The organism is Pseudoxanthomonas mexicana (assembly GCF_001556105.1).
GTDB classification, from domain to species: Bacteria; Pseudomonadota; Gammaproteobacteria; order Xanthomonadales; family Xanthomonadaceae; genus Pseudoxanthomonas_A; species Pseudoxanthomonas_A mexicana_A.
The window spans coordinates 1-15,492 of record NZ_LSIF01000047.1; the positions used below are offsets into that span (position 1 = coordinate 1).

The following is a 15,492-nucleotide window of genomic DNA, read 5'->3' on the forward strand; positions in this document are numbered from 1 at the left end:
GGGTGGGGTGAGGGGGTAGCCGCGATGTGAGGTTTTCTTCTTTCTGTGGGAGCGACGTCAGTCGCGATGGGCTATCGGTAGCGCTTCATCGCGACTTACGTCGCTCCCACAGAGATAGTGGGCTGCGATCCACCCCCTCACCCGTCGCGCGGTTGGCGCGCCACCCTCTCCCCCGCGAGCGGGGGGAGAGGGGCATTCCGGATACGCAAAAAAAACGGCGCCTCTTGGCGCCGTTTTCATGCTGCATCGGAACGTACGAATTACTGCTTCGCCGGTTCCGCCTTCATCATCGTGTCGCGCGCGGCCTTGAACGGGTTGCCTTCGTGCCAGTTCGGCCACTTGTCCTCGACGGCCAGGTCCTTGCCGACGCCGTACAGCGCCTGCAGGTCCTGCACCACGCCGTCCAGCTTCCAGCCGTCGTGCACTTCATCGCTGGCCTGGTGGTAGCGCTTGGCATACTCCTCGCTCGCCGCCTTGCCCGCGTCGACGCCGCCGTCCAGCAGGTCGTTGCCGCCCTTGGCGTACAGCGCCGGCACGCCGGCCTTGGCGAAGTTGAAGTGGTCGCTGCGGAAGTAGTAACCGCCGGCCGGGTTGCCTTCCTCGGCGAGCACGCGGCCCTGCTGGTCGGCGTGGACCTTCAGCATGTCTTCCAGTTCGGAGTTGCCCTTGCCGGTGACGACGAAGTCGCGCGACTTGCCGCCGACGCTCATCGCGTCGAGGTTGATCACGCCGGCGATCTTGTCGAGCGGGAAGGTCGGGTGCGCGACGTAGTACTTGGAACCCAGCAGGCCGGATTCCTCCAGCGTGACCGCCACGAAGACCACCGAGCGCGCAGGCTTCGGATCCTGGTGGGTAAAGGCTTCGGCGATCTCGAGGATGCCGGCCACGCCGGTCGCGTTGTCGACAGCACCGTTGTAGACGTTGTCGCTCTCTTCGCCTTCATGCTTGCCCAGGTGGTCCCAGTGCGCCATGTACAGCACGGCCTCGTCGGGCTTGCTCGCGCCCGGCAGCACGCCGATGACGTTGCGCGAGGTCTTCTCGGTGATGCTGCTCTTCAGCGCCGCGGACGCCTGCGCCTTCAGCGACACGGGCTTGAAGCCGCGCTTGCCGGCATTGGCGTAGGCCTCGTCGAGGCTCAGCCCGGCATCGGCGAACAGCTGCTTGGCGGCCTCTGCACTCAGCCAGCCCTGCAGCGGAATGCGCTTCTCCGGATCGTCCTTGGCCGGCAGGTCGTACTGCGCGCCGGACCAGGAGTTCTTCACCACGTCCCAGCCGTAGCTCGCGCCGGCGGTGTCGTGCACGATCAGCGCGGCGGCGGCGCCCTTGCGCGCGGCCTCTTCGAACTTGTACGTCCAGCGCCCGTAGTAGGTCATGCGGTTGCCGCCGAACAGCGTCTCGTCCTTGCCGTGGAAGCCCGGGTCGTTGACGAACATCACGACGGTCTTTCCGGTCCAGTCCTGGCCGGCGTAATCGTTCCATTTCTGTTCCGGCGCGTCGACGCCGTAGCCGACGAACACCAGCTCGCTGGCATCCAGCTTGACCTCGGTCTGGCCGGTGCGGGTGCCGATGACGTAGTCGGTGCCGAACGTCAGGTCGCGCGCGCCGGCCGACGTGGTCAGTTTCAGCGAGGTCGCGGTTTCGTCCGCGGTGGTTTCCACCATCGGCACGTCCTGGAAGTAGCTGCCGTTGTTGCCCGGCTGCAGGCCGATGCGCTTCATCTGCGCTTCGAGGTAGGCGGCGGTCTTCTCTTCGCCGACCGAACCGGGCGCGCGGCCTTCGAACTCGTCCGATGCCAGCGTGTTCACCATCTCGGCGAAATCGCCTTCGGTGATGTCGGCGGTGAAGGTATGGGCGGCGGCGGGCGGCGGCGTGGCCGCCTCGGGCGCGGGGGCCGCGGGTTCTTGCTTGCACGCGGCCAGGGCGGCTGCGGTGGCGAGCACCAGCATCAACTTGCGGGACATCGGGATTCCTCAACGAACGGAATCCCGATTCTAGCTACAAAGGGCGGGACAGGCTTTGCTGGAAGCGCGCCCCCACCCCAACCCTCCCCCGCAGGCGGGGGAGGGGGCAGAACTGCTTACTCGGCCGGCGCGGTGTCGGTGCTGAAGGACGTGGCGGTGGCGCCGGTGACCGGGCCGATCTTGGCGCTGGTGTGCACGTACAGGGTGACCGCGCGCTCGAACACCAGCGGACCTTCGACCACGGCGTTGGGGCCGATGATGATGCGCGGGTCGCGCTTGACGTTCAGGCGGATGCCCTGCGGCTTCTCGACCTTGATGCCGCCCTTGACGCGCGAGCCGACGCCGACGGTGACGTCGCCGTTGACGGTCTCGATGCTCCCGGCCAGTTGCGTGGCCACCAGGCCGATGGCGCCGTTGACGGTCTCGATGCCGCCGCCGACGGTGGTGCCGCGGTCGGTGAAGATGCTGCCGTTGACGGTCTCGATGTCCTTGCGGACCTGCACGTCCTTGCCGACGCGGATCGAGCCGTTGACGGTTTCCAGCGAATCGACGCGGGCCTTGTCGCCGACATTGATGCTGCCGTTGACGGTGCTGGCGTCCTCGGCGCTGACGCCGTCGCCGATGCGGATGCTGCCGTTGACGGTATCCAGGTCGCCATAGGTCTGGCCGGCGTCGGCGGTGATGCTGCCGTTGACCTTGGAGATTTCCTGCTGGGCCAGCGCGGGGGTGGTGGCGAAGGCCAGGGTCAGCAGCAGGGCAGTACGGGGACGGATCATGGGGTTGCCTCTCGGGTGGTCTCGAAGGGTCTGATGCGCCGGCGCGGTGGATGGTTTAAGCGACGGTGCGGCGGGCATGCATGGCACCATGCTTCGCTACAATCGGCACCTGCCTGAAGTCACTGGAATCCTGCCGTGTCCGCATCCCCTGCGCCCGTGAAGCGTCCCAAGCCCGTCGTGCTGCTGATCCTGGATGGCTGGGGGCATCGCGAAGACCCTACGGACAACGCGCTGGCGCAGGCCGAGCTGCCGAACTGGCGACGCCTGCTGGCCACGGCGCCGCATACGCTGATCCACACCGAGGGCCGCCACGTCGGCCTGCCGGACGGGCAGATGGGCAACTCCGAAGTGGGCCACATGAACCTGGGTGCGGGCCGCATCGTCTACCAGGACCTGACCCGCATCGACGCCGCCATCGAAGACGGCAGCTTCTACACGAACGCGGAACTGGTCGCGGCGTGCGATGCCGCCAGGACGGGCAACAAGACGCTGCACGTGTTCGGCCTGCTGTCGCCGGGCGGCGTGCACAGCCATGAGCTGCACATCTTCGCGATGCTGGAGCTGGCCAAGCGCCAGGGCGTACCCCGCGTGGCGGTGCATGCCTTCCTCGATGGCCGCGACACGCCGCCGAAATCCGCCGAGCCCAGCCTGCGCGCCTTGCAGGACCTGTGCGCGACGCTCGGTAACGCGCACATCGCCTCGGTCAGCGGCCGCTATTACGCGATGGACCGCGACAAGCGCTGGGATCGCGTGCGGCTGGCGTGGGACGCCATCGTCGAGGCGAAGAGCGGGCATCGCGCCGCGAATGGCGTGGCCGCGCTGGAGGACGCGTACGCGCGCGGCGAGAACGACGAGTTCGTGCTGCCGACCGTGATCGATGGCGCCCAGCCGATGGCCGACGGTGATGTGGTGGTGTTCATGAATTTCCGCGCCGACCGCGCGCGCCAGCTGTCGGCGGCGTTTGTGTCGCCGGCGTTCGACGGTTTCGAACGGCGCGTGCCGGCGCTCGCGCGCTACGTCTGCCTGACCGAGTACGACGCCAAGCTGCCGGCGCCGGTCGCGTTCGCACCGGACGACCTGCGGCAGACGTTCGGCGAGCTGTTGGCCGACGCCGGCCTGACCCAGCTGCGCATCGCCGAGACGGAGAAGTACGCGCACGTGACCTTCTTCTTCAGCGGCGGACGCGAGGATGTGTTCGACGGCGAGGAGCGCATCCTGGTGCCGAGCCCGAAGGTCGCGACCTACGACCTGCAGCCGGAAATGAGCTGTCCCGAACTGACCGAGAAGCTGGTCGAGGCGATCGGCTCAGGGCGCTTCGACGCGATCGTCTGCAACATCGCCAATCCCGACATGGTCGGCCACAGCGGCGACCTGCAGGCGGCGATCCTGGCCGCGCAGGCGGTGGACAAGGCGATCGGTGCAGTGGATGCCGCCGTGCGTAACGCCGGTGGCGCGATGATCATCACCGCCGACCATGGCAACCTGGAAATGATGCGCGATCCCTCGACCGGTCAGCCGCATACGGCGCACACCGTCGGCCCGGTGCCGCTGGTGTTCGTCGGTGAGCGTGCGGTCACGCTGCGCAGCGGCGGCGCGTTGCGCGACGTCGCGCCCACGCTGCTTGCGCTGCTCGGCCTGCCGCAGCCGGCCGACATGAGCGGCCGCAGCCTGATCGACGCCTGATGCCGCACCGCGTCCGGCTCGCATGCGCCGTCGTCCTGCTCGCGGGACTGTCGCTGGTGGCATCGGCGCAGAATTCGCGCGAGACCGAGCGCAAGCTGGAACGCGTGCGCAGCGAGCTGAAATCGATCGCGCAGGAGCGCCGCAAGCTGGAAGGCGAACGCGGCACCGCATCGCGCCAACTGCGTGATGCCGACGAGCAGGTGGGACGCACCACGCGCTCCCTCTCCGAGACCGAGGTCGCCCTGCGTCGTGAGGCCGCTGCGCTGGAAGAGCTGCAGCGAAAGCGCGACACCATGCGGACGCAGCAGGCGGCGCAGCGCCTGCAACTGGCGGGGCTGGTGCGCGCGGCCTACCAGCGCGGCGACGATGCGCCGCTGAAGGTGCTGCTGTCGCAGGACCGCGTGGCCGATGCCAACCGCCTGCTGGCCTATCACCGCTACGTGCAACGCGACCAGGCGCGCCGCATCGAGGCACTGAACACCGAACTCGTCGCGCTGGACCAGGTGGAGCACGACATCATCGCCCGCCGCGCCGAGCTGGACACGGCGCGTGCGCGCCAGCGCAGCCAGGTGGCGCAGCTGGAGAAGGACCGCAAGACACGCGCCAGTCTGGTCGCCGATCTGGACGAGCGCTATCAGGATCGCGCCGCCAAGGAGAAGGCACTCGGCCAGGATGCGCGTTCGCTCGAAACGCTGCTGAAGAACCTGCGTGCCGCCGCCGCGCGCGCCGAGGCCGAACGTCGTGCCGCCGCGCGTCGCGAAGCAGCCGCGGCGGCCGCGGCGCAGAAGCGCGACGGCAACGGCACGGCGACGCGGAGCACCCGCCCTGCGCCGCCGCGCCCAGTCGTCGCGTCCGCACCTGCCATGAAGGTGGGTGGACTGGGCTGGCCGGTGTCGGGCAGCCTGCTGGCGCGTTACGGCGGTCGACTGCCCGATGGCCGTGCCAGCACCGGCGTGCTGATCGGGGCGCCGTCCGGCACGCCAGTCACCGCCGTGGCGGATGGCACGGTGGTGTTCTCGGAATGGATGACGGGCTACGGCCTGATCCTGATCCTCGACCACGGCAATGGCGATATGAGCCTGTACGCGCACAACGACAGCCTGTTGAAGGACAGCGGCGACCGGGTGAAACGCGGGGACGCGGTCGCGCGCGTTGGTACCTCCGGTGGCCAGGGGCAGGCTGCGCTGTACTTCGAACTGCGCCGCAACGGCCAACCGGTCGACCCTGCCTCGTGGCTGCAGCGGCGATGAATGGCGCGCCGGGTCCTAACCCGGCTTGAACAAACGGGCGTGGGGCGTTCGCGCATAATCCGGTGAACGTTGCACCGGTGTGCGACGTACCATCGAGCACTACCTGGAGCGTCCGCATGCCCTCGCGTTTTCCCCTGGCCATCCTGACCGTCGCCCTGCTTGCCGCGCTGCCGGCATGGGCGCAGCAACAGGACGCGCCGCTCCCGGAGACGCCGCCGGTGGTGGCCCCGAGCGATGATCCGGACGCTGCCGAGAATGCGCCGTCGAAGGTGCCGCTCGAGGAGATCCGTCGCTACGTGGCGGTGTTCAATGCAGTCAAGGAAGCGTACGTCGAGCCGGTCGAGGACAAGAAGCTGATGCAGTCCGCGATCCGCGGGTTGCTGCTCGACCTGGATCCGCACAGCACGTATTTCGACAAGGCCGATTCCGAGGCCTTCGACGAACAGGCCAATGGCGCCTACGAAGGCATCGGCGTCGAACTGATGCAGCAACCCGACCGCACCCTGCTGGTCGTGTCGCCGATCGACGACACGCCCGCCGCGAAGGCCGGCATCAAGTCCGGCGACCTCATCACCGCCATCGACGGCAAGCCGATCAGTGCCGAAGACGGCATGGAACCGTTGCGTGGCGCCCCGGGCAGCAAGATCGTGCTGACCATCGCGCGCGAGGGCACGCCGAAGCCCTTCGATGTGCCGCTGACGCGCGAAACCATCCGCGTCAACAGCGTGGCCAGCCGCATGCTCGAGCCCGGCTACGGCTACGTGCGGATCAAGGCGTTCCAGACCGACACCGCCGCCGAGTTCCAGCGCCAGATCGACAAGCTGCAGCAGAACGGCAAGCTGCGTGGCGTCGTGCTGGACCTGCGCAGCAATCCCGGCGGCCTGCTGCTCGCCGCTGTGCAGGTGGCGGACGACCTGCTTGAGAAGGGCACCATCGTCAGCACGCGCGGGCGCATGTCGATCAGTGATTCCAAGTTCGACGCGACGCCGGGCGACCGCCTCAACGGCGCGCCGGTGGTGGTGCTGGTCGACGCCGGCTCCGCCAGCGCCTCGGAAGTGCTGGCCGGCGCGTTACGCGACAACAATCGTGCGCGCGTGGTCGGCAGCCGCACCTTCGGCAAGGGCTCCGTGCAGACGGTGCTGCCGCTGGACAACGGCGATTCGGTCAAGCTGACTACGGCGCGCTATTACACGCCGAGCGGCAAGTCGATCCAGGCCAGCGGCATCGTCCCCGATGTCGTGGTGAAGCCCGAACAGGGCGGCAAGCCCGGCACCGCCGAGGTCGGCCCCGATGGCCAGCCCTACATCACCGAAGCCACGTTGCCGGGCCACCTGCGCGGCGATGAGGAAGGTGCTGCGGGCTACCTGCCTGGCGACGTACTGGACGGCGATGCGCCGATCACGGCGGCGCTGGTGGAGTTGAAGAAGGTGGCGGCGACGGCACGTGCGACCGACCCCGGGGCCGCCGCCAAGCAGGTGCGCTGAGCTGCCGGCCGACGCTGCTGCTCAGCGCGGCTTTGCCGGCATCGGGAACGGCGTGACGACCTTTTCGCCGGTGGCGGCGTCGCGGATCGCGGACTGGCCTTTGCGCTCCACTTCCTCGATGCGGATGATGCTCTGCATCGGCAGGTGCAGCACCTTGGTGCCGCCGAACTCGTCGCGCAGGCGCTCTTCGGTCGGGTCGACCACCAGGCCTTCATGCACGTCGAACACCAGGTCGGCGACTTCGGTGAAACCCCACAGTCCGCTGGCCGCGACGCTGCGCGCGTAGAGCTCGTAGACCTTGGTGTGGTTGTGGAACGTGACCTTGTAGAGCGTGTTCTTCATGCCGCGATTATAGATCGCACAACAAGGCGGCAGCTCAGTAGCCCTGTCGCTTGCGCATGCGCCGCGCGATCGCGGCACGCACGAACAGCGCGAACACCACGCCAAACAGGAAACCGGCGATGTGCGCCCACCATGCGACGGTGCCGAACGTGGGGCCGGTGTAGGCGAACACGACCTGCAGCAGCGCCCAGATGCCGATCAGCAGCGAGGCGGGCGCTTTCACGAACTCCAGGAACAGGCCCAACGGCAGCACGACCCCGAGCTTGGCGGTGGGGAACAGCGCGAGGTAGGCGCCGATGACCGCAGAGACGGCGCCACTCGCGCCGATGATCACGCGGTCGGGTGTGCCGATGCTGAGGACCGCGGCGACATTCGCCACCGCGCCGCCCACCAGGAACAACAGCAGGAACCGCCACGGCCCCATCGCCCGCTCCGACGGCAAGCCGAAGATCAGCAGGAACACCAGGTTGCCCACCAGGTGGGCCCAGTCCGCGTGCAGGAACAGCGCGGTGAACAGGCGCAGTACCGTGCCGCTCTGCAACGAGGCCAGCCAGACCTCCGGTGCCACCATGCCGCCGGTCAGCGCTCCCCATCGGGTCAGCAGGTGACCCTGGGCGGCGTCGCCAAGGGTCAGCGACCAGCAAAACGCAGCGGACAGGAGCACCAGCAGGACAGGCGTGGCCCAGCGGACGTGGGGTTTCCGACGGGAAGGGAGCGAGACGAACATGCGGCCGCACTGTACCGGGTCGCCGGACACCTGCCCATGGTGCGCCGTAACGAAACTGAATAGGGGCAATGACTTACGGCCGATTGTTAGTGTTTAGTTAGCAGGTATACTGCATACGGCGTCGTATGTCGGGAGGGGCTTCCGGCAGGTCGAAAGGTGGACAACACACCGCGGCCTCAACGACGCAGGCGATCCCTTACCCACGTCTCCGGAGACACAGATGGAATTCACCAAGAACCTGACCCGCGTTACCGCACTGGCCCTCGGCATCGCCGGCGTGCTCGCCTATGGCGACGTGCACGCGGCCGCCTTCCAGCTGAAGGAAAACAGTGCGAAGGGCATGGGGCGCGCCTTCGCAGGCTCGGCCAGTGCCGAAGGCGACGCCTCGATCATCGTCAACAACCCGGCCGGCATGCGCCAGCTCGACGGCCGCCAGTTTCAGGCCGATCTGAGCGCGGTCAGCTTCTCGGCCGAGTTCACCGGTGCCGGCCGCAATGCAGGCCCGGGTGGCGCCGGCACCGGCACCGCGATCAGCGGTGGCAACGGTGGGGATGCGGGCAAGATCGCCGCCATTCCTGCGGCTTACTTCTACACCCCGATCGGCGAGCAGGCCCACCTGGGTATCTCGCTGAGCGTGCCGTACGGTTTCGCCACCGAGTACGACGCCAATTGGGTCGGCCGCTACAGCGGCACCAAGACCCAGATGGAAGTCGTTGACCTGGGCGCCTCGTTCTCCTACGACGTCAACCCGTACGTGTCCTTCGGCGCCAGCGTGTTTGCCGAGTACATGACCATCGAGCTGGGCAACGCCATCGACTTCGGTGCGATCGTTGCGCAGGCCGGCGTGCCGGGCTTCGCTCCGGGCAGCGCCGACGGCAGCCTCAGGATCGAGGGCGACAATGTCAGGCTCGGCTGGACCGCCGGCGGCCTGTTCAGCCCGAGCGAGAACACCCACATCGGTATCAGTTACCGGTCGAAGGTCGAGCACAAGATCAAGGACGGCGATGCCACCTTCACCAAGAATCCGCAGGTGACGGCGATCCTTGGCGCTGCGCGTCCGGGCTGGTTTGTCGACACCAAGGGTAGCGCTACGGTAACCCTGCCGGCTTCGGCCACGTTGAGCGTGACCCATCACGTCAACGATCGCCTGATGATCGCCGCGGACGTGACCCGTACCGCCTGGTCGACGGCATTCGATGCGGTGACCATCGACTACGCGTCGAGCCAGCCCAATTCGGTGCTGAAATTCAACTACCGCGACACCACCTTCGCCTCGATCGGTGCCGACTACAAGATCAGCGACAAGCTGACGTTCCGTGGCGGCGTGGCGTACGACCAGACCCCGACCACCACCGCACACCGCGACGTGCGCGTGCCGGACACCACCCGTCGCTGGGTGACCCTGGGCCTGGGCTACACCGCGTCGGAGAACATGGAGTTCAACCTCGGCTACCTGCACATCTTCGCCAAGGACCCGACCGTTCGCGCGGCCTCGGAAACCGGCAATGTGGTGAACGGCAAGTACGACGTGGTGGGTGACGTGCTGGCCGCGTCGATCAACTACAAGTTCTGATCGCCTCGCGCATCCGGGCTGCAGGAAAACCCCGCCTCGGCGGGGTTTTTCTTTGCCGGTGGATCAGTACGGCAGTCCCGCCACCGCAAGCTCGATCGACCACAGGCTCGCCGCGCCGGTGAGGAACAGCGTGCGCCTGTCGCCGCCGCCGAACGCGCCATTGGTGATGTTGGCATCCACGTGGATCGTCGCCAGCACCTCACCCGCTGGCGAGAACACGCGCACGCGCCGCTCGCCGTGCTCGGTGACGTAGACGTTGCCCAGGCAGTCGACGGCCAGCCCGTCGCCGCCGCGGATACGGGCGAGATCGTTGCCCGGTCCCGGCACGCCTTCCCGCAAGCGATAGGCGCGAAGCACGTCGCCGCCGTCGGCACCGCCGGCGACGTAGAGCGTGGTGCCGTCCGGCGACAGCGCGATGCCGTTGGGATTGCGCAGGCGGTCGTCCACGACGCTCGTCACGCCGTCGTGGTGCCGGTAGACGCGCGTGAGCGGCTGGCCGCCCGGCGCAGCCTTGCGCTGGTACTCGGGGTCGGTGAAGTAGAGGCTGCCGTCGGCGGCCATCACCAGGTCGTTCGGTGAGTTGAACGGCGCGCCTTCGAAGGTGGACACGAGCGGCGTGCGGTCGCCATCGGACAGGTCGACGCGCGCCACCTGCTTGCGGTCGTGTGTGGCCGCGATGAGATTCCCGTCGAGATCCAGCGCCAGGCCATTGCTGCCGCTGTCGACGACGACGGTCTCCCACCGGTCCGGCGGGGTGAAGCGGCGGATGCGCGAGGGAAAGCGCCCGTTGTGCACGAAGTCGGACAGGTACAGCGCGCCGTCCTTCCACACGGCGCCTTCATAGAGGCGATCCTGGTCGTCGTCGACCTTGGCCGCGGCCACGCGCGTGGCGGTCAGTTCGCCCGACGGCGCGTGGCCGGCATCGGCGGGACAGATGGCGCGATAGGCCGATGCCTGTGCGAAGGGCGCTGCGCCACACAGGAGCAGGGCGGCGATGAGGCGATGGTGACGCGGCATGGCGGTCTCGCGATCAGGCGGGGTGCCAGCGTACCTCGATCCGGTTGCGCCCCTTGTGCTTGGCCGCGTACAGCGCCTCGTCGGCCAGCCGCATCAGCATCTCGTACGGCGCATGGCGATCGGCGGTGAACGAAATGCCGAGGCTCACGGTGATGCGGATATCGCGGCCGATCGGTGCGAATTCCAGCGCCATCACCTGCTGGCGGATGCGTTCGGCCAACGCATGCGCGGTATCGGCCTGCGTGTCGCGCAGCAGCAGCATGAATTCCTCGCCGCCGAGCCGGGCGAACAGGTCCTCGCTGCGGATGCAGCCGCGGACCACATCGGAGAAGCGTTGCAGCACCACGTCGCCGGCTTCGTGGCCGTGATCGTCGTTGACCGCCTTGAAATGGTCCAGATCCAGCGCGATCACGGCCAGTCCGTGTTCCGTGGCGGGACGTGAGCGATGTGATTGCAGTTCGTTGTCCAGCCCGCGACGGTTGAGCGCGCCGGTCAGTGGATCGAACAGCGCGCCCTGGCGCAGCGGCTCCGCGGCACGGAAGCTCGCCAGCATCAGCATGCAGAAATTGAGCATGAACCAGATCGACAGATCGAGGTTGACCCACATCGGATTCGGGCCGTAGCGACCGGTCAGCGCCGCCAGCAGGTCGCCACCGTAGAGCCACAGCAGCACCGCGCAGCCAAAGATCATCAGTCGCGCCGGGACATGGTCGGGTGCGCTGCGCAGCGCCAGCAGGTGGCGCACCATCACCGCCAGCACGATCACTTCGGTCGCGCTCATCGCGGCGCCTTGCGCATCGACACCGCCGTCGACGGCCATGCCGATCAGCGAGAAGCCGATGCACAGCGGCAGCAGCGCGTGCTCCCAGCGCGTCAGCGCGCGCTGCTGCACGAACTGGATGATCGACCACGCCAGCCCGACCAGCCCCGCACACGCGAGCAGGCCGCCCACGCCGGCGATGCCATCGGCGAAGGATTCGTTGCCTGCCCGCACCAGCGTTTGCGCGGTGCCGTCCAGCATCGCCGCACCCAGTGAGTACAGGAAGTGCGCCACGCCCCACGTGGCGATGCCGCGCACGCCGCGCGAGACCTTGCCTACGTAGAAGAACAGCGCCAGCAGCACGGCGGCGAGCGCGCAGTCGCTGAGCAGCAGGTTGTAGAAATCGGTCGTCATGCGTCGTCGAGGCCTTGCTGGCCGTGAAGCTCCCTGTCGATGCCAGAACGCAGGATGCGGCACAATTCGGCACCCGCGGTGCACCGATGCTCGCGTACGCGAAGGGGAACTTCAGCGACGGAGACCACGGAATCCGCAGCATCGATGCCTGCAGCGCCGCGCGGCAGTGCCGGGGGTCATGCCTCAATGAAAAGCCCCGCCGGAGCGGGGCTGACGAGGACGCATCGGCGGCTGTGGCCTGCCGATGCCGGTGTCGATGTCACTCGCCCAGGGTCAGGAGCGATGCGTTGCCGCCGGCCGCCGTGGTGTTGACGGTGACCGTCTTCTCGGTGGCGAAGCGCGGCAGGTAGTGCGGGCCACCGGCCTTCGGCCCGGTGCCGGACAGGCCCTGGCCGCCGAACGGCTGCACGCCGACCACCGCACCGATCTGGTTGCGGTTGACGTAGACGTTGCCGACCTTCACGCGTGCGGCGATGCGGTCGATGGTCTCGTCGATGCGCGAGTGCACGCCCAGGGTCAGGCCGTAGCCGGTGGCGTTGATCTGGTCGATCACCGCATCCAGCTGGTCGGCCTTCCAGCGCACCACGTGCAGCGCCGGCCCGAAGATTTCCTTCTGCAGCTGGTCGAGCGACGTCAGTTCCCATGCGCGCGGCGCGAAGAAGGTGCCGTGCGCGGTGTCGTCGCCGGCGTTCGCTTGCTTGATGAGGCGCGCTTCCTTCGCCATGCGCACGGCGTGGTCGTCGAGGATCTTCAGCGCATCGGCATCGATCACCGGGCCGACGTCGGTCGACAGCAGGCCAGGATCGCCGATCTTCAGTTCGTCCATCGCGCCGGCGAGCATCGTCATGACCTTGTCGGCGATGTCGTCCTGCACGAACAGCGCGCGCGCGGCCGAGCAGCGCTGGCCGGCGGAGGTGAAGGCCGAGCCCATCGCATCTTTCACCAGCTGCTCGGGCAGCGCCGACGAGTCGGCGATGAAGGCGTTCTGGCCGCCGGTCTCGGCGATCAGGGTAGCGATCGGGCCGGCGTCGCGGCCGGCGAGCGCACGGTTGATCGCGCGCGCGGTCTCGGTGGAGCCGGTGAAGGCGACGCCGGCGACGCGCGGGTCCTTGGTCAGGGCCGCACCGACGGTGGCACCGTCGCCGGGCAGGAACTGCAGCACGGCTTCCGGAATGCCGGCTTCGTGCAACAGCTTCACCGCGGCGTGGCCGATCAGGTTGGTCTGTTCGGCCGGCTTGGCGATGACGCTGTTGCCGGCGGCGAGTGCGGCGCTGACCTGGCCCAGGAAGATCGCCAGCGGGAAGTTCCATGGGCTGATGCAGACGAATACGCCGCGGCCCTGCAGCTGCAGCTGGTTGGATTCGCCGGTCGGGCCGGGCAGGTGTTCCGGCGCGCCGAACTGCGCGCGCGCCTGCGCTGCGTAGTAGCGCAGGAAGTCGACCGCTTCGCGCACTTCGGCGACGCCGTCGGGGATGGTCTTGCCGGCTTCCTTCACGCACAGCGCGAGGTAGTCGGGCAGGCGCTGTTCCAGCAGGTTGGCGGCGTGCTCGAGGATCGCGGCGCGGCTGGCGGCCGGCGTGCGGTCCCAGGCGGGCTGCGCGGCGACGGCGTTGGCCAGCGCCTTGTCGACGGCGGCGCTGTCGGCCGGTTGCCATTCGCCGACGGTCTGGCGGCGGTCGGCGGGATTGATCACCGGCAGTGCCGCGCTGGCGACGACCGCGCCCGGCACCAGCGGCGCGGCGCGCCACGGCTTGACCGCCGCGTTGATGCGCTCGGCCAGCGCGCGCAGGTCGTTGTCGTTGGCGAGGTTGGCGCCCATGGAGTTGTTCCTGTCAGAAGAGGCGATGGGAGCCGGCTGGCTCCGGAAAAGATCGACCGGCAGCGGGATGCGCGGGTGCGGGATGGACTCGAATTCGGACACGGTCTGCACCGGGTCGCGCACCAGGTCCTCGATGGCGACGTTCTCGTCGGTGATGCGGTTGACGAAGCTGCTGTTGGCGCCGTTCTCGAGCAGGCGGCGCACCAGATAGGGCAGCAGGTCCTCGTGCGAGCCGACCGGCGCGTACACGCGGCAGGGCGTGTCGAGGCGGTGCTTGGGCACCACTTCGGCGTACAGGTCGTCGCCCATGCCGTGCAGCTTCTGGTGCTCGTACGGTCGGCCGTCGGCGATGAAGCGGATCGCGGCGATGGTCTGCGCGTTGTGGGTGGCGAACATCGGATACAGCGCATCGCCCTGGTCGAGCATGCGGCGCGCGTTGGCGAGGTAGGACACGTCGGTGTTCGGCTTGCGGGTGAACACCGGGTAGCCCGGATGGCCGTCGATCTGGGCGCGCTTGATTTCGGCATCCCAGTACGCGCCCTTCACCAGGCGCACCGGGATGCGGCGACCGACGCGGCGGGCGAGGTCGGCGAGGAAATCGATCACGTGCGGCGTGCGCTTCTGGTACGCCTGCACGGCCAGGCCGTAGCCTTCCCAGCCATCGAGCGAGGCATCGGAGAAGGTCGCGTCGATCAGGTCCAGCGACAGCTCCAGGCGGTCGGCTTCTTCGGCGTCGATGGTGAAACCGATGCTGTAAGACTTGGCCAGCTGCGCCAGTTCGAGGATGGCGGGGGCCAGCTCCTTCATCACCCGGGCGCGCTTGGCGTGCTCGTAGCGCGGGTGCAGCGCGGACAGCTTGATCGAGATGCTCGGTGCCGCGAACACATCCGCGAACGGACCGGTGCGGCCGATCGCATGGATCGCCTGGCGGTAGGCCTCGAGATAGCGGGCGGCGTCCTTCGTGGTCAGCGCACCCTCGCCCAGCATGTCGAACGAGTAGCGGTAGTCGGCGTTCTCGCCCTTGCGGCTGCGCGCCAGCGCCTCGTCGATGGTGCGGCCCATGACGAACTGGTGGCCCATGATGCGCATCGCCTGGCGCACGGCCAGGCGGATGACGGGCTCACCGACCCGGCCGACCAGGCGCTTGAAGGCGCCCGGCACGTCGGCGCGGGTCAGGTCGTTCAGGTTGACCAGCTTGCCGGTCAGCATCAAGCCCCAGGTGGAGGCGTTGACCAGCACCGAATCGCTCTGGCCCAGGTGCCTTTCCCAGTCGGCGTCGCCCAGCTTGTCGCGGATCAGCTTGTCGGCGGTCTCCTGGTCGGGGATGCGCAGCAGGGCCTCGGCCACGCACATCAGCAGCACCCCTTCCTCGCTGCCCAGGTCGTACTGGCGCATGAAGGCCTCGATGGCGCCCTGGTCCTGCGCCCGGGCGCGGACCCGCTTCACCAGGTCCACGGCCAGCTTCTGCGCCTGGATCTGGTCGGAGGCCGGCAGGCGGGCCTGCTCCAGCAGCTCGCGGACATGCTCGGTCTCGTCGCGCAGCCAAGCCGCCGTGATGGCGGCCCGCAGGGCGGCCGGCGGTGCGGGAAGCTCGGGGGAGACGATGGCGCCGGCCGGCGACGAGGCGGGTGACGGGACAGGCAGGGGAGTCGACATGACGGCAGGGCAGTCCAAAGGCAGTCCATT

At 68.3% G+C, this 15,492-nt stretch carries 10 protein-coding genes and 1 pseudogene; 4 read left to right on the forward strand and 7 right to left on the reverse strand.

What is annotated here, in order from left to right:
* Positions 1-260: 260 nt before the first annotated feature.
* Together AX730_RS07790 and AX730_RS07795 are read right to left on the reverse strand one after the other, a co-directional pair.
* On the reverse strand, positions 261-1,961 hold the full coding sequence (locus AX730_RS07790) for a M28 family metallopeptidase (RefSeq protein WP_062354407.1): 1,701 nt from the start codon (positions 1,959-1,961) through the stop codon (positions 261-263).
* 116 nt (positions 1,962-2,077) lie between these two features.
* Positions 2,078-2,734 carry a hypothetical protein gene (locus tag AX730_RS07795; RefSeq protein WP_157074152.1) on the reverse strand — a complete coding sequence of 219 codons (657 nt, stop codon included), beginning with the start codon at positions 2,732-2,734 and terminating at the stop codon, positions 2,078-2,080.
* Positions 2,735-2,893: 159 nt separating this feature from the next.
* On the opposite strand from AX730_RS07795, the gene gpmI reads away from it, so the two are divergent.
* The 3 genes and pseudogenes from gpmI to AX730_RS07810 form a co-directional block, all read left to right on the forward strand.
* The gene (gpmI, locus tag AX730_RS07800) at positions 2,894-4,420 is read left to right on the forward strand and encodes a 2,3-bisphosphoglycerate-independent phosphoglycerate mutase (protein ID WP_157074151.1); all 1,527 of its coding nucleotides are present in this window, start codon (positions 2,894-2,896) and stop codon (positions 4,418-4,420) included.
* A complete protein-coding gene (locus AX730_RS07805) occupies positions 4,420-5,670 on the forward strand; it encodes a murein hydrolase activator EnvC family protein (protein ID WP_062354414.1) in 1,251 nt (416 codons plus the stop codon). Before gpmI ends, AX730_RS07805 begins: the two co-directional genes overlap by 1 nt.
* A gap of 116 nt (positions 5,671-5,786) precedes the next feature.
* Positions 5,787-7,118 (forward strand): annotated as a pseudogene (locus AX730_RS07810) (S41 family peptidase); the annotation flags it as partial.
* 57 nt (positions 7,119-7,175) lie between these two features.
* On the opposite strand, the gene AX730_RS07815 reads toward AX730_RS07810, so the two are convergent.
* Together AX730_RS07815 and AX730_RS07820 are read right to left on the reverse strand one after the other, a co-directional pair.
* The gene (locus AX730_RS07815; protein WP_062354417.1) at positions 7,176-7,496 is read right to left on the reverse strand and encodes a DUF1820 family protein; all 321 of its coding nucleotides are present in this window, start codon (positions 7,494-7,496) and stop codon (positions 7,176-7,178) included.
* A 34-nt stretch (positions 7,497-7,530) separates the two neighbouring features.
* Complete coding sequence (locus tag AX730_RS07820; protein ID WP_062354421.1) at positions 7,531-8,223, reverse strand: rhomboid family intramembrane serine protease; 693 nt, start codon at positions 8,221-8,223, stop codon at positions 7,531-7,533.
* 220 nt (positions 8,224-8,443) lie between these two features.
* Between AX730_RS07820 and AX730_RS07825 the strand changes: the two genes are divergently transcribed.
* The gene (locus AX730_RS07825; RefSeq protein ID WP_062354429.1) at positions 8,444-9,796 is read left to right on the forward strand and encodes an outer membrane protein transport protein; all 1,353 of its coding nucleotides are present in this window, start codon (positions 8,444-8,446) and stop codon (positions 9,794-9,796) included.
* Positions 9,797-9,859: 63 nt separating this feature from the next.
* On the opposite strand, the gene AX730_RS07830 is transcribed toward AX730_RS07825, so the two are convergent.
* The 3 genes from AX730_RS07830 to putA all read right to left on the reverse strand — a co-directional run bounded on the left by AX730_RS07830 (position 9,860) and on the right by putA (position 15,462).
* Entirely contained in the window at positions 9,860-10,813 is a 954-nt protein-coding gene (locus AX730_RS07830) for an SMP-30/gluconolactonase/LRE family protein (RefSeq protein WP_062354431.1), read from the reverse strand.
* 13 nt (positions 10,814-10,826) lie between these two features.
* The gene (locus AX730_RS07835; protein WP_062354433.1) at positions 10,827-11,987 is read right to left on the reverse strand and encodes a GGDEF domain-containing protein; all 1,161 of its coding nucleotides are present in this window, start codon (positions 11,985-11,987) and stop codon (positions 10,827-10,829) included.
* Positions 11,988-12,246: 259 nt separating this feature from the next.
* Positions 12,247-15,462, reverse strand: coding sequence for a bifunctional proline dehydrogenase/L-glutamate gamma-semialdehyde dehydrogenase PutA (putA, locus tag AX730_RS07840; RefSeq protein ID WP_062354434.1), 3,216 nt, complete (start codon positions 15,460-15,462; stop codon positions 12,247-12,249).
* Positions 15,463-15,492 lie beyond the last annotated feature (30 nt).

What these genes read in the sequence shown, in the direction of transcription:
- AX730_RS07790 (WP_062354407.1), bottom strand. Translation starts at nt 1,961, where the DNA reads ATGTCCCGCAAGTTGATGCTGGTGCTCGCCACCGCAGCCGCCCTGGCC.
- AX730_RS07805 (WP_062354414.1), top strand. Translation starts at nt 4,420, where the DNA reads ATGCCGCACCGCGTCCGGCTCGCATGCGCCGTCGTCCTGCTCGCGGGA.
- AX730_RS07815 (WP_062354417.1), bottom strand. Translation starts at nt 7,496, where the DNA reads ATGAAGAACACGCTCTACAAGGTCACGTTCCACAACCACACCAAGGTC.
- AX730_RS07820 (WP_062354421.1), bottom strand. Translation starts at nt 8,223, where the DNA reads ATGTTCGTCTCGCTCCCTTCCCGTCGGAAACCCCACGTCCGCTGGGCC.
- AX730_RS07825 (WP_062354429.1), top strand. Translation starts at nt 8,444, where the DNA reads ATGGAATTCACCAAGAACCTGACCCGCGTTACCGCACTGGCCCTCGGC.
- AX730_RS07830 (WP_062354431.1), bottom strand. Translation starts at nt 10,813, where the DNA reads ATGCCGCGTCACCATCGCCTCATCGCCGCCCTGCTCCTGTGTGGCGCA.
- AX730_RS07835 (WP_062354433.1), bottom strand. Translation starts at nt 11,987, where the DNA reads ATGACGACCGATTTCTACAACCTGCTGCTCAGCGACTGCGCGCTCGCC.
- putA (WP_062354434.1), bottom strand. Translation starts at nt 15,462, where the DNA reads ATGTCGACTCCCCTGCCTGTCCCGTCACCCGCCTCGTCGCCGGCCGGC.